The sequence below is a fragment of the Glaciecola sp. MF2-115 genome, from assembly GCF_047250385.1.
GTDB lineage: Bacteria > Pseudomonadota > Gammaproteobacteria > Enterobacterales > Alteromonadaceae > Glaciecola.
Genome location: NZ_JBLBVM010000038.1, coordinates 14771 through 28521, shown reverse-complemented (window position 1 = coordinate 28521; position 13751 = coordinate 14771). Strand labels below are relative to the sequence as shown.

At 41.5% G+C, this 13751-nt stretch carries 11 protein-coding genes; 6 read left to right on the top strand and 5 right to left on the bottom strand.

Features of this window, described 5'->3' with window-relative positions; genetic code table 11:
* Nucleotides 1-289 precede the first annotated feature (289 nt).
* Entirely contained in the window at nucleotides 290-2032 is a 1743-nt protein-coding gene (aceK, locus tag ACKLNX_RS03105; RefSeq protein ID WP_412971179.1) for a bifunctional isocitrate dehydrogenase kinase/phosphatase, read from the top strand.
* 11 nt (nucleotides 2033-2043) lie between these two features.
* Here the strand turns inward: aceK and ACKLNX_RS03100 are convergent, their stop codons facing one another.
* The 3 genes from ACKLNX_RS03100 to ACKLNX_RS03090 all read right to left on the bottom strand — a co-directional run bounded on the left by ACKLNX_RS03100 (nucleotide 2044) and on the right by ACKLNX_RS03090 (nucleotide 3877).
* Nucleotides 2044-2430, bottom strand: coding sequence for an MAPEG family protein (locus ACKLNX_RS03100; protein ID WP_412971213.1), 387 nt, complete (start codon nucleotides 2428-2430; stop codon nucleotides 2044-2046).
* A gap of 193 nt (nucleotides 2431-2623) precedes the next feature.
* Nucleotides 2624-3181: a DUF3833 family protein gene (locus tag ACKLNX_RS03095; RefSeq protein ID WP_411693210.1), complete on the bottom strand. Its 558-nt coding sequence runs from the start codon at nucleotides 3179-3181 to the stop codon at nucleotides 2624-2626.
* Between the two features lie 75 nt (nucleotides 3182-3256).
* A complete protein-coding gene (locus tag ACKLNX_RS03090; protein WP_412971178.1) occupies nucleotides 3257-3877 on the bottom strand; it encodes a chalcone isomerase family protein in 621 nt (206 codons plus the stop codon).
* 105 nt (nucleotides 3878-3982) lie between these two features.
* On the opposite strand from ACKLNX_RS03090, the gene ACKLNX_RS03085 reads away from it, so the two are divergent.
* Both ACKLNX_RS03085 and ACKLNX_RS03080 read left to right on the top strand, forming a co-directional pair.
* Nucleotides 3983-5020, top strand: a complete 1038-nt coding sequence (locus ACKLNX_RS03085; protein ID WP_412971177.1) for a 1-aminocyclopropane-1-carboxylate deaminase/D-cysteine desulfhydrase — start codon at nucleotides 3983-3985, stop codon at nucleotides 5018-5020.
* A 123-nt stretch (nucleotides 5021-5143) separates the two neighbouring features.
* The gene (locus tag ACKLNX_RS03080; protein ID WP_412971176.1) at nucleotides 5144-6346 is read left to right on the top strand and encodes a saccharopine dehydrogenase family protein; all 1203 of its coding nucleotides are present in this window, start codon (nucleotides 5144-5146) and stop codon (nucleotides 6344-6346) included.
* Between the two features lie 289 nt (nucleotides 6347-6635).
* Here the strand turns inward: ACKLNX_RS03080 and ACKLNX_RS03075 are convergent, their stop codons facing one another.
* Nucleotides 6636-6806, bottom strand: a complete 171-nt coding sequence (locus ACKLNX_RS03075) for a hypothetical protein (RefSeq protein WP_412971175.1) — start codon at nucleotides 6804-6806, stop codon at nucleotides 6636-6638.
* A 105-nt stretch (nucleotides 6807-6911) separates the two neighbouring features.
* On the opposite strand from ACKLNX_RS03075, the gene nspC reads away from it, so the two are divergent.
* A complete protein-coding gene (nspC, locus tag ACKLNX_RS03070; RefSeq protein WP_412971174.1) occupies nucleotides 6912-8051 on the top strand; it encodes a carboxynorspermidine decarboxylase in 1140 nt (379 codons plus the stop codon).
* A gap of 179 nt (nucleotides 8052-8230) precedes the next feature.
* Here nspC and ACKLNX_RS03065 read toward each other — a convergent pair whose 3' ends face one another.
* The gene (locus ACKLNX_RS03065) at nucleotides 8231-11401 is read right to left on the bottom strand and encodes a carboxypeptidase regulatory-like domain-containing protein (protein WP_412971173.1); all 3171 of its coding nucleotides are present in this window, start codon (nucleotides 11399-11401) and stop codon (nucleotides 8231-8233) included.
* A 309-nt stretch (nucleotides 11402-11710) separates the two neighbouring features.
* On the opposite strand from ACKLNX_RS03065, the gene udk reads away from it, so the two are divergent.
* On the top strand, nucleotides 11711-12343 hold the full coding sequence (gene udk / locus ACKLNX_RS03060; RefSeq protein WP_411693217.1) for a uridine kinase: 633 nt from the start codon (nucleotides 11711-11713) through the stop codon (nucleotides 12341-12343).
* A 169-nt stretch (nucleotides 12344-12512) separates the two neighbouring features.
* On the top strand, nucleotides 12513-13730 hold the full coding sequence (locus tag ACKLNX_RS03055; RefSeq protein ID WP_412971172.1) for a NupC/NupG family nucleoside CNT transporter: 1218 nt from the start codon (nucleotides 12513-12515) through the stop codon (nucleotides 13728-13730).
* Nucleotides 13731-13751 lie beyond the last annotated feature (21 nt).

Genomic DNA, 13751 nt, shown 5'->3' with positions numbered 1-13751 from the left:
TACATTCCTCGTTTAACCTTCGCGACGAAAGCATAGACTATCATTTGACTACAAGCTATTAACTTTGTTCGCAGAGATTCAATGTGTTCTTTTAAGAATAGTAAATATAGTTTGTGGTAATGCGACTTCTTGTTATTTTACAGTTATATTTCATTTTAACAGGTGAGTGATTATTGCTGGAGTTTTAGGCCTTCCTAAATTCACCCAAGACATAAGTTGGCGAGTTCACAATGAAACAAAATGATACTGCAAGCAAAAATAATCGGCTTTCAAAAAGGACATTAATTATATGAGCGAAGTCACTCAAGAAAGCTTAGATAAAATTGCTCGCCAATTTGCCTATCAAATTATCACCGGTTTTGACAAATCCTATCGTTGGCATACCCATATTAGCGCCGATGCTAAACAGCGCTTTGAAAACGAGCAATGGGCTGAGTCTCAATTAGCCATCAAAGAACGCATCGCCATATATGAGCAAAGCCTGACTGATATCGTGATTGACTTGTATCAACAAGTGCATCCCAAACAACAAAATCCGAGCTTTTGGAGAGCGGCAAAAACACAATACTCAAAGCTGCTTAAGGACCACCCGCAATTTGAGCTAGCCGAAACATTCTATAACTCAGTTATTGGCCGTATTTTCAAACACAGTAAGATAGACGATAGCATGATGTTTGTATTGCCAAGTCGATGTTATCTATCAGGGCAAGATCGCCACAAGGTCATTCATAGTTTTGACACTTCAAGCACAGTGCGAGCCATGCACGAAGCTATATTCGATCGCTACCGTTTTAAAACGCCTTTTGATAATTTGCAACTCGATTTGGAGAACATGGACAAAGCTTTAAGGGCACGCTTAGATCGTGAGCAGTTAGCAAGTGTGCATACAGTAGAAATGCTCAAGCCAGTCTTCTATAGAGGGAAAGCTGCATACTTGGTCGGCCGCATTTGTATGCCCAACGAAACGCTACCATTTGTAATTGCCATGCAAATGACGGATGGCGGTAAATTGATGGTAGATGCCTTGCTCACACAGCGCCATCATCTAAGCGTAATATTTAGCTTCGCACGCTCTTATTTTATGGCCGATACTCAATATCCCGCAGAGGTCGTCGCCTTCTTACAGGAATTATTACCACATAAAAAGCATTTCGAGTTGTACATGTCTTTGGGTTTTTACAAGCATGGTAAAACGGTTTTCTATCGAAACTACCTGCAACATATAGAAAACACTGCGGGTAACAGCGAGCTAGATAAATTTGAACTCGCTCCCGGTATTAAGGGCTTAGTTATGACAGTATTCCACCTACCTTCATACGGTGTGGTGTTTAAAGTGATTAAAGATGAGTTTGCTGAAAGTAAGAAAATCACCAGAGAATACGTGAAGGACCGTTATCGCTTAGTGAAAACCACGGATCGTGTAGGCCGAATGGCCGATACTCATGAATATGTTAATTTTCGATTCCCATTGGAGCGAATAGACCAAGAACTGTTAGATTACTTACTTGAAACATGCAAAAGCAGTGTAACTCTGACTGAGAATGAGCTCGTTATTTCACACTTGTATATAGAACGAAAAATGACGCCGCTAAACTTATATTTAAAACAAGAAACAGATCCTGAAAAGATTAGGAACGTGCTTGATGAACTCGGACTTTGTATAAAACAGATTGCACTCGCCAATGTCTTTCCTGGCGACATGCTGCATAAGAACTTTGGTGTGACTAAAACGGGCCGAGTTATATTTTATGACTACGATGAAATATGTTACATGTCTGAACGCCAATTTCGTAGCTTACCCAAAAATGACGACCCTTATGCAATTGACACCTTATCTGTTGGCCCGACTGATGTGTTTCCGGAACAGTTTGAACACTTCATTGTTGGCAAAAAAGAATTCAAGGACATCCTGAAAGAACTGCACGGCGATATCATGACCGTCGAATATTGGTTAGAAACCCAGAAACTAACGGCTCAAGGTGTTATTCAAAACTTTACGCCCTACCCTGAGAAATATCGATTTGTGCGGTAATCAGAAGCTACTTAGCTCAGCAAGAAATAATAATGCGCGCCGATGGTGAGCATTCCTATTCCCCAAAATAAACTTCTGAGAAAATGCCAATCAGCCAGGTAACATGCAATGTAAACGATGCGGCATACGACAAAGGCAATACACAAGTAAGCTGTCGTATGACTCACTGCATTGACGGCTACAACTAACAAGACAGTAGGTGCAAAAAATGTAGTCGCTTCGAAGCAGTTTTCGTGTGCGGCTTTCGCTCTAGCGCCTAATCCTTCCAGGGCTTTTTGCTGATCACGCGGATTGCGGTTGTCATACCCACCCTGCCTGTTCATCATAATTGCCAACGGAACCTTGGCCAGAATCGGCATAAAGACCACTATGGCCATGCAAATTACTACTATTATCATCTTGCTTTCCTTGTTTAATGGCTTTCTTTTTTCATTGTTTCTTTCAATCATTTTACCCGTAAAATCGGGTTTGACTGATACTAAACGATTATCGCCTTGATTACATATTCACAAACTATTTATAATTTTAGATATATAATTTGAGATTTATGATTTGAGAACTGTATCAGTTAATGGTTTCTGTAAGCTATTGCTATTGCTTTTGCATAAAAATAGAAACTTCTGCCATCACGATGCCAAATTTCTTAATGTAAGAGCGGTTCATCATGGTCTTGTCATCGAAAGCAAAAAACCAATCGTCGAAGTTTACGCGATACGTGCTATCGCCCACAGCTAAATCCATCTCATAGCTAAAGTTGAAGGCGTTACCATGCGGAACTCCCAATGCTGGCCCTGCAATATCGCCGGCGTTCCCAGTGAAAGAACCATCTGCATTCTTCGTTAAGGTCCAAACTCGTTTTTTAGGTCCATCGCCAAAGCCATATACAAAGCTCTCATCAAGAATCAATTGGCCATCTTTTTTATATCCATCAATATCTACGATGAAACGCTGCACAATATCGCCATCTCTGTTTTGCACTATCCCCCAAGCTTTCACTTTTCCATCGAAAAAGGATTCAATATCAAATTTAGGGTTCATTTGTTCGTACTTCTGAGCATCCAAGGAAACCGAGCAAGCGCCTAAGAACAAGCTAAGTGTTACCACTGTTGTGAGCTTGATGAGTTTTATTTTTAATTCGGTGAAGTTCATTCGTATTCCTTTCAATTCTGTATTAAATGTTGAGTACTTGGGAAGCGCATAATGTTTAGTTAGCAGATGGTTCAGCTATTTCAGCCCGAGTAATTGCTTTCGCATATCTGGCTCTGACGTTTTTTCATGAAGCCAGATGCCAAAGAACGACTGGCCAAATACTTTATCTTCAATCGTGCCTATCAATTTTCCTTGATAGAAAAAGTGAGAATGTTGATTTTTATCAAACACACCGGTGATGTTCTCACCTTCTTTCACGTTTGGAAAAATCTCGCGCATCTGTTCATACCACTTCGAAAGCAACGCCTCATCGTCATAACCAATTTCACGCATTTCACCTACCGAGCGGCGGGCAATTTCCTCGCCTTCGAAATCTCGCAAGTAGCTTAGAGAAAGGGCAAAAGGTGTGTCCTTTTTCCAGCTTCCATCAGGGGCGGCAAGTTTGGCGTCATAGATCTTCCAGAAAAGTACTTTTAGCCTTGCTTCACCGACCATCATTGGATTCTTGATGTAGTGCTTGCTTATTTGTTCGAATGTTAAAGGCGTGTTTTTCAAATCTGATGTACTCATACTGCTTTCATTGCTTTTTGCATCAATTGCTGCAGGCGTTTGCATTTTGGGCATAGAGTTTGATGCGTTAGCTGAAAGCGTGAGTACAAGAGACAAAAATAAAATGAGATGATGACTTGCATTCATATTGGGCTCTTCAAAATAAAATGTGTAATGTCTGCGATATTGCAGATGATATATAAGTTATAACGTCGTAAGCTAGCCTTATAGATCAAATAAAAGGGTAATACGGTGTTAAGCGATGCAGCAAATGATGCTTTAGAAAAGGAGTTTTGTATAGTGACTCCTTCTCCTTTGCAAAAGGTAAATGCAGATTGGTCTGATTTACTCAGTTTTGATGGCATTTGTGAAACAGGCAGCACTAAAGATGCATTCAAACAAATGGAAGTGTGGTGCAAACGTGATGATCTTCTACATCCGGTTATATCTGGCAACAAATGGCGAAAACTAGCCAAACCCTTGCAAGATTTCATGCATGAACGTCCCAAACACATACTCAGTTTTGGTGGGCCTTATTCAAACCATTTGCATGCCTTAGCTTATTGTTGTCATCAATTAAATATAAAGTTTACCGCCGTGATTCGTGGCGCCTATTTAGAAAAGCAAAAACTGAACCCAACATTGCAGGACTTACGTGATTGGCAATGCAACTTAGTATTCGTCGATAAAGCTAGCTATCAGAGAAGAACAGAATCTGACTATTTAGCAGCATTGCAAAAAGAACTCGATGTCGACGTCATCATTCCAGAAGGAGGCTCTCAACAAGATGCCATTTATGGCATGCAAGACATGTTGGAAGAAATCAGAATTGCTGCGCAAGACAAACCATTTGACGCAATTCTAATCCCAGTTGGCAGCGGTGCTAGCATGGCAGGGATCGTTGAATACTGCCAAAGCGACATTGCCAAAGAAGTCATCGGCATAGCCTCACTGCAAGGTGAAAACTACCTAGAATCCCTAGTAAGCCAATTCCTAAACAAAGCCGAAGGCAGCCTAAATAAAGACACACCTATATTGCCATGGCATATCAATCACAACTTCCATTTTGGCGGCTACGCGAAATCCACTCCCGAGCTAGAAAGCTTCTGCAAAAAATTTAACCACCATCAAAAATCGCTCCTAAATAAGGACACACCTATTTTCATCGAACCTGTCTACTCAGGTAAATGCTTTTATGCTGCCGCATCACTTATCAAACATGGCCACTTCCCACCCAATAGTAAAATATTGATAATCCACACAGGTGGTCTCCAAGGTTTACGAAGCTAGAAATCTTGTACTTTATTTGTGATATTTCACACAGATCCTATCGCTGTAAACGCTTTTCTATTAAACTTGCCAATTCAAAAATTGCTGTTACGATGCAGCCAAATAATTCAGTAAGGAATTCTTATGTCTCGTGTGTTAATTATCGGTGCTGGCGGCGTCTCTTCCGTTACAGTTAAAAAATGTGCTCGATTGCCTGAAATGTTTGATGAAATATATTTGGCAAGCCGTACATTATCAAAATGTGAAACGCTTCAAAAAGAAGTTGGCGCAGACCGCTTAAAAGGTGTATTCACTGTTGATGCAGACAGCGCTGATGCTGTTGCAGAGCTTATCAACAAAGTAAAACCCGACTTGGTAGTTAACCTAGCTTTACCATATCAAGATCTGCCAATCATGGACGCTTGTTTAGCAACCAAAACCGACTATCTTGATACCGCTAACTACGAGCCTAAAGACGAAGCTAAATTTGAATACTCTTGGCAGTGGGCTTATCAACAGAAGTTCCAAGATGCCGGCATCATGGCATTGTTAGGTAGCGGGTTTGATCCAGGCGTAACCAACGTTTACACCGCTTATGCAGCAAAGCATTATTTTGATGAAATTCATTACTTAGATATTGTTGACTGTAATGGTGGTGATCATGGCCAAGCTTTCGCAACCAACTTTAACCCCGAAATTAATATCCGTGAAATCACTCAACGCGGTCGTTTCTGGGAAAATGGCGAATGGAAAGAAACTGAGCCTTTGTCAGTGCGTGAAGATTTAGACTATCAGAACATTGGTGTTAGAGCTTCTTACCTGATGTTCCATGAAGAATTGGAATCTCTAGTTAAACACTTCCCAACGCTTAAACGCGCTCGTTTTTGGATGACCTTCGGTGACGCTTACCTAACTCACTTGAAAGTATTGGAAGGCATCGGCATGACCAGCATTGCTCCAATCGATTTCCAAGGCCAACAAATCGTGCCATTGGAATTCCTAAAAGCAGTATTGCCAAACCCTGGCTCTTTAGCTGAAGGATATACAGGTAAAACCTGCATTGGTACATACATTACGGGCATTAAAGACGGCAAAGAAAAAACCATCTTTATCTACAACAACTGTGATCATGCAGTTTGTTATGACGAAGTAGGCGCTCAAGCTGTTTCTTACACCACAGGTGTACCAGCAATGATCGGCGCAGCATTAATGCTTAACAACACATGGAAGAAACCAGGCGTTTGGAACATGGAGCAATTCGATCCAGACCCATTTATGGCGATGCTAAACGAGCACGGCCTTCCATGGCACGTTATCGAATGCGACAGCAGCCCTTTCGCTAAGTAACATTCTTGTAGCTCCGTTTCGAAGAGTCCTTTTGAGCTCTTCGAGCTCCGAACTCGGGAACTTGTTTCGCTCTTTGGGTTCGGAGCAGAGAGACAGAGCCCGCCTAGTCTTAGACCGCTGTGACGCTGGCGCGTCAGGCCATCCATGGCCCGCTTACATGCGCCATCCTTGGCGAATGAAGTCTAAGACAAGGCGGGCTCTGTCTCTCTGCTCCTTGATTGATTGTTGGAGTCTAGTTTCGTGATCTGAATTGAGGTTTATTCTTGATTCTTGATTCGTTGCCAAGATTTTATTTGTTTATTCGAATTTCTAGTTTTAAGCTATCGTATATTAAAGCGAAGTTATTCCGCCCAAAGCGTGAAAACACCTCTGGGCGCTGATGTGCAGTGGTTGGTGGTAGAGGCTTTCCTCCCCAGATAAAGACTTCAACCGCCAAGGATGGCGGTTGTAAGCGGGCCATGGATGGCCTGACGCGCCAGCGTCACAGCTGTCTTTATCTGGGGAGGAAAACCTCCACCACCAACCACTGCGCCCCCTCTAAAGCCAAACCGAGGATACCACCACAATGGCTAATAAGTTTTTAAGAGACGATATACCTTCACCTTGTTATGTTTGCGACGAAGCCAAACTTGAACAGAACTTGCAGTTAATGCAGCGTGTTCAAGAAGAAGCCGGTGTTGATATTATTTTGGCCCTTAAAGGGTTTTCAATGTGGTCAACGTTTCCCTTAGTTAAACAGTATTTGAAAGGCGCTACTGCAAGTGCTGTATGGGAAGCTAAATTAGCAAACTACGAAATGGGTGGTGAGGTGCATTGCTATTCACCAGCGTATAAACAGAAAGATATGGACCAACTCCTAGGCTTGGTGCACCACTTATCTTTTAATAGCATGAACCAGTGGAATCAATTTAAAGAGCAGGTAATGCAAAGCTCAGTTTCTGCTGGCTTGCGCGTTAATCCAGAGAATCAAGAAGCCGACACGCCACTTTATGACCCATGTGCTCCAGGATCACGCCTTGGTATTTTGGCTTCGCAATTAGAAGGTCAAGATTTGACTGGTATCGACGGTTTTCACGTTCACAACTTATGCGAATGTGATTCCTTTGCGACCGAGCGCACATTGCATGCAATAGACGAAAAGTTTTCTGAGTACCTACCCAAGCTAAATTGGTTAAATTTAGGTGGTGGTCACCTAATGACCAAAGAAGGTTACGATGTAGAGCATTTAATCAGTGCACTTAAAACCTTCAAAGCAAAATATCCGAATCTTCGCATTATAATGGAACCCGGCTCAGCGGTTGCTTGGCAAGCAGGTCCACTAGTTGCAGAAGTTGTTGATATTGTCGAGAACGAGCAGAAGATCCTAATACTCGATATAAGCGCAACTGCGCACATGCCTGACGTATTGGAAATGCCTTATCGTCCAAAAATTACAGATGCCGGTATGCCAAACGAAAAAGCCTTTACCTATAGAATTGGTGGTAATTCCTGTTTAGCAGGAGATGTTATTGAAGAATACAGCTTCGATCATGAAGTGAAGCCCGGTGAACGACTCGTATTCGAAGACATGCTGCATTACACAATGGTAAAAACTACCTTCTTCAATGGCGTTGAGCACCCTGCTATTGGTATTTTACGCAAAGATGGACACTTTGATTTAATCAAAGAGTTTACTTACGATGAGTTTAAAGCACGCTTGTCATAAGCCAACTGAGTCACGTGCAAAGCGCGTGACTAACGTCCGGCCAAAACGCATGAGAAACAAAAAGCAGCAGATACAAAAAACCCTAGAAGACTTTCATCTCTAGGGTTTTTTATTTGTTTCAATTGCCTCTTAAAGAGACAGCAGTGCAACTTTCGAAACACTGCTAAACAAGGTTCATATTAGAACTTGTATTTGAAACCTACACGCATAGACCAAGTTGAAGAGTTCGTAAAGATCGACTGATCACGAACGCCATCAAAGTTAGTGTACGTATATGTACCGTCGTCGTTAATACGAGCATCGATTACTGGCTGGTTATACTCGAAAGAAACCTGACGTAATACGCCCCAATCATCATTCAAGAAGTTACCAAGGTTACGTAGTGCGAAGTAAACTTCACCTGTGTGACCATCCATAAAGCCAGGTAATTCTTGAGATACACGTAAATCAACGCGAGACCACCAATCACTGTTTTCAGAGTTACGGTCAAGGATTGTACCACGAGCGCCTTCTAAGCCAGCTTCTTCAATGAAGTTATTGATTTCAGCTTGTACTTCAGGGCTTGAATAGTTAACGATTGGATCGTTTTCTAAAGGTACATACAACAAGTTACGGTCTTCAAAGAATCTTTCATCACCAAAACCTGGGTCACCATCAAAAGTATAGCTGTAAGCTCTACCTTTCTGACGCTGTGCAAAGATGTTGAAACGAGTATCTAAACCGTCAAATATCTGCGTAGTGTAGCCCAAGTTCAATGTGAATCTGTGCTTAGTTTCGTAGTTACTTGTAGCAATACCTGGTTCAGCCAAATCAACAACTGACAAGTTACCGTAGTTAGAACTAGCTGTTGAGCTGTTCATTGGGCTACCGTCGTTGATGTTTTGGAAAGCATAAGAAACTGTTGCTTTGATACCCATGTCCCAACGCTTAGTAGCGAAGGTAGAGATAACAGTCGCATCACCGTGCTCGTCAGCATTAGTTAGGAAGTAATCTGTTGTTGAACGTCCACAACGATTAATATTACCACCAGTTGCACAATCAGCGTCTAACTTATCGAAGTCTGTATAGATGGGACGACCGTCTGGAGCCGTTCCAGCACTAACAGCGTTCAAGGCAATTGTTTTAGCGCTGTCTTTATACTTAGAGTAGATGATATCTAAACCAAGAAGAACGCCGTTATCCAATGTATGCTGAGTACCTAAGTTATATTTCCAGATAGCAGGAACATCGAAGTCCTTGTCTAATGCGTTAACCGCACCGTCACCACCAGAAAGATTCGCAACACTTAATGCTGGTACTTCAGTAATAAAGTTAGCTGTGTTTGAACCGTCAAGAGCAGCAAGCTCTTCTGCATTAGCACCATCACGTTCGATAGATGAAGCAAGAATTGATACACCATTGTTTGAGTAGTTGTTAGACAACCAAACGTTAGGGTTACCACCAGCAAACAAGCCAGCACCACCATAAACAAATGTATCTGAGTCTAGGTTATAGTTGAAACCTAAACGTGGCTGAAGCAAGTTCATATCCGGAGCAACCGCATTTGTAAAGCCATAACGCTCTTCAAAGTTAGGGTTAGCTACTGGCGTATTGCCTGAAGTCCACGTATCCCAACGCAGACCGAAAGTTACCGTAAGGTCATCGGTCATATTGTAACGGTCTTGAACATACAAAGTAGTATTTTTAAATGTAAACGCCGCAGCACCGTCATTTGGATCTAAAGAACCAGGAATTTTATATTCAATTTCTTCAGCTAGTTGGTTTCTGAAATTTTCTAAACCATCGAAAAGGAAAACACCTTGGCTGCCTGGAACAAACAAGTTGAACACGTCAGTTGCTTGCCATTCAAAACCAGCTGTAATTTCGTGATCGTCAAGTACATATGTACCAGCAAACTTAGCGTTAGTTGTTTCGTAATTTAGTACGTTAGCTTGACGGAATTGGTCAGCACCTAAGTAAATGTCAGTACCACCAAAAGCATCTTGAATTCTAACGTCGCCGAAGCTTGCATTTGAAGTGAATGGCTTTTGGCCGTTTTTAACTTCAGATTTTGCTAAACGAATTTCAGTGGTGAAATCGTTCGACCAGTATGAATAAATTGAACCAACTAGTGTTGTAAGTTCATTTGCTCTTTCATAGTAACGGTCATTGAATGCATAGCTACTTGAACCTGCACCAGTTGAACTAATTGAGTTACCATCAGTGTTCTGGTAAGTCAAAGCTGCACGGTGATCATCGTTTATTTCCCAATCTAACTTGATTAGTACTTTCTCTTCCGCTTCATCAGCAGAAGTTAATACTTGACCAACTTCGTAACCGTAAACATCTCTTGAGATTTGACGAACTTCTTCAAGGTTGGCAAGTGTCAAACCACTGATTGGAGACGCAAAACCAGCACCTTCAGGACCGTTGTTGAACAGTCTTGTTGGTTCGTGTTTTTCGAATGCAGCAAAGATAAACAAGGTATCTTTGATGATTGGTGCGCCAACTGTAAAGCCGTAACGCATCTCATCAAATGGAGCTACTTCAAATTCTTCGCCTTCAATTGAATCGCCCTGCATATCTTCGTTAGTGTAATCTAAGAAAACAGAACCATAAATGTCGTTAGTACCTGAACGCAATACTGCGTTGATGTTACAACCAGTGAAACCACCGTATGTTACATCGTATGGCGCTAATTGAACGTCTACTTGATCAATTGCGTCGAATGGGAATGGTAAACGCTCAGTTGGGTAGCCGTTACCGTTCAAACCGAAGTTATCGTTTTGTTGAACACCGTCTACTGTGATGCTGTTACCGCGGTTATTACCACCAGCACACTGAATTGCGTTTGAGTTTGTAGAATCAATAGTGATTCTTGGATCGTTTTGGATGATATCTTTGATATCACGGTCTACAGACGGTTGCGTTTGTAGATCATCAAAACCATAGTTTGAAGATGGGCCTACTGTTTCAGTTAGCATGCCACTCGCTGAACCAGTTACAACGATTCTTTCCACTGCAGATGCAGGTACTAAGCTAATCGTTAAGTTAGCAGCTTCACCCAAATTAATGTAAACGTCTTCAATAGTTCTTGAACCTTGAGCGTCTTCAACGATTAGAGTGTATGGACCACCAACACGCAAACCACGAGCAGTGAAGCTACCGTTAGCGCTTGTTTCAAGCTGTCTTGCTGAACCAGTACGTGTATCAATTAATGTAACTACTGCACCTGATACAATTTCACCAGCTTCAGTCGCTACGGTTCCACGTATCGCTGAAGAAGTTTCTTGTGCCATTGCAGCTGTCGATAAGCCAACTGAAATCGCAACTGCCATTGCAATGCGATTCAATTTCATCTTAGCAAACATATTTTAATCCCTATGTTAGTTTAGTTGAGTATTTTTGTGCGTAGCGATTGTCGTCGTGTTGTGTTTCAGTTTTATGAAACACTGCGTTCTTTGACGCATTTTCACTAAAAAACCACCCACTTAAGCCAAAAATTTTTATTTGCGCGCGTATTATAAACCATTTCTACAAAATTTCGCCATTTTTATGACAGTTAGTTGCATTTACTTAACAACTTCATGAAAAACGGTCAATTATGTAAGCTTAAATTGATTGCGATGCGCTGAAAGGGTATTGTATAGGGACTATCATCACTGGCTCGAACAAGATTCATGCAAAAACCAATCATCCTTGCTATATCAGGCGCTTCAGGTTCTGGTAAATCACTTTTCACGCAAAACTTGGCCCTTAAGTTACGCCAGCATCAACGTGAAGTGTTAGTACTTCAAGAAGATCATTACTACAAAGCACAAGACCATATTGAAATGGAAGAACGTGTCAACACTAATTATGATCACCCCGATGCATTTGAACACGATTTGCTCAATCAGCAATTACAAGACTTAAATGCAGGCAAAAGTGTCGAATATCCGAGCTACTGTTACGTAACTCACACACGACTTCCCGAATTTGAAGTCACTCACCCTGCCCCAATCATCATCCTTGAAGGGATTATGTTATTGACGCAGATTCAATTGTTTGACCAGTTCGATATTAAAGTCTTTGTCGACACTCCGCTTGATGTATGTTTAATGCGCAGAATGTTGCGTGACACACAAGAACGCGGTCGTTCCATCAGTTCAGTTGCCAAACAATATGAAGAAACTGTTAAACCGATGTATCATAAGTTTATTGAGCCGAGTAAGACATTTGCAGACTTAATTGTGCCTCATGGTGGTGAAAACCACTTGGCGGTAGATGTAGTTTGTTCGTATTTGTTGGAAGGAAAATCGACAAGTTTGTAAAAAAAGAGCAAAATACGCTGTTTGCTAGTATTCTAAGTACTTATTTAGCATTGTCATCAAGCAATCGAATGTAGCACTCTAAAAATTGACATCAAACAATGCCCAATAGAGACGCTTTGTTTAATACTTAAAAAAATAATTATAAAAATATAAAATAAGTGAAAATCAAATGACAGGATTATTAGGGATCGCCTTTCTTTTAGGCACCGCTTTTTTGTTCTCTTCGGCAAGGAAAAGCATTAATTGGCGCACAGTTGGTGGCGCTTTTGCAATTCAGGCTTTGCTGGGTGGGTTCATTTTGTACTCAGAATGGGGGATTAGATTTCTTAATAATCTGACCTTGTACGTAGCCAATATCATCTCTTATAGTGAAGACGGAATTCGATTCCTATTTGGTGGTTTGCTCGGCAACGAGTCACTTGGTTTTATTTTTGCGATAAACGTTTTGCCAGTGATCATTTTCTTTTCTGCCTTAATTGCAGTGCTTTATCACCTTGGCATCATGTCATATGTAATAAGAATAATTGGGGGCACGCTACAAAAACTGCTGGGTACGAGTAGACCAGAATCAATGTCCGCTGCAGCGAATATATTTGTTGGCCAAACTGAAGCACCACTGATTATAAAACCCTTTTTACCAACCATGACGCGCTCGGAATTATTTGCAGTTATGGTAGGTGGTTTAGCTTCGATTGCTGGCTCTATCATGGCAGGCTATGCAGGTTTGGGAGTTGAGCTAAAGTACTTGTTAGCGGCAAGCTTTATGGCTGCACCAGGTGGTTTGCTCATGGCCAAAATGCTAGAGCCTGAAACCAATAAACCGCATGACACCTTAACTGAAGTGAAAGAAGATAATGAAGAGTATGCCAACGTATTGGATGCTGCTGCAAGCGGCGCGACTGCAGGTTTAAAGCTAGCAGTTAACGTCGGTGCAATGTTGCTAGCGTTTATTGCACTTATTGCATTATTGAACGGTATGTTAGGTGGCATCGGTGCTGTTTTTGGTGCCGAAGAATTATCCATTCAGCTGATTTTGGGTTATGTGTTTCAACCCATAGCATGGTTGGTTGGTGTTCCTTGGAATGAAGCGAACCTAGCGGGCAGCTTCATTGGCCAAAAAGTGGTTGTGAACGAATTCGTGGCCTATTTAGATTTTATAAAATATAGCGCTGAGTTATCGCCTATCACGCAAGCGATAGTCACTTTTGCTCTATGTGGTTTTGCCAACCTTTCTTCCATTGCAATTTTGATGGGTGGCATCGGTGCACTTGCGCCAACAAGAAGAAAAGAAATTGCACAACTAGGTTTAAAAGCTGTTTTTGCAGCAACATTAGCAAACTTAATGAGCGCCGCATTAGCTGGCATATTTATCTCACTCAGTTTGTAGTACAGACATACAAAGGTTTAC

Coding starts and splice junctions, on each gene's coding strand:
- aceK (WP_412971179.1), top strand. CDS start 290: ATGAGCGAAGTCACTCAAGAAAGCTTAGATAAAATTGCTCGCCAATTT.
- ACKLNX_RS03100 (WP_412971213.1), bottom strand. CDS start 2,430: ATGATAATAGTAGTAATTTGCATGGCCATAGTGGTCTTTATGCCGATT.
- ACKLNX_RS03095 (WP_411693210.1), bottom strand. CDS start 3,181: ATGAACTTCACCGAATTAAAAATAAAACTCATCAAGCTCACAACAGTG.
- ACKLNX_RS03090 (WP_412971178.1), bottom strand. CDS start 3,877: ATGAATGCAAGTCATCATCTCATTTTATTTTTGTCTCTTGTACTCACG.
- ACKLNX_RS03080 (WP_412971176.1), top strand. CDS start 5,144: ATGTCTCGTGTGTTAATTATCGGTGCTGGCGGCGTCTCTTCCGTTACA.
- ACKLNX_RS03075 (WP_412971175.1), bottom strand. CDS start 6,806: ATGGCCCGCTTACAACCGCCATCCTTGGCGGTTGAAGTCTTTATCTGG.
- nspC (WP_412971174.1), top strand. CDS start 6,912: ATGGCTAATAAGTTTTTAAGAGACGATATACCTTCACCTTGTTATGTT.
- ACKLNX_RS03065 (WP_412971173.1), bottom strand. CDS start 11,401: ATGTTTGCTAAGATGAAATTGAATCGCATTGCAATGGCAGTTGCGATT.
- udk (WP_411693217.1), top strand. CDS start 11,711: ATGCAAAAACCAATCATCCTTGCTATATCAGGCGCTTCAGGTTCTGGT.
- ACKLNX_RS03055 (WP_412971172.1), top strand. CDS start 12,513: ATGACAGGATTATTAGGGATCGCCTTTCTTTTAGGCACCGCTTTTTTG.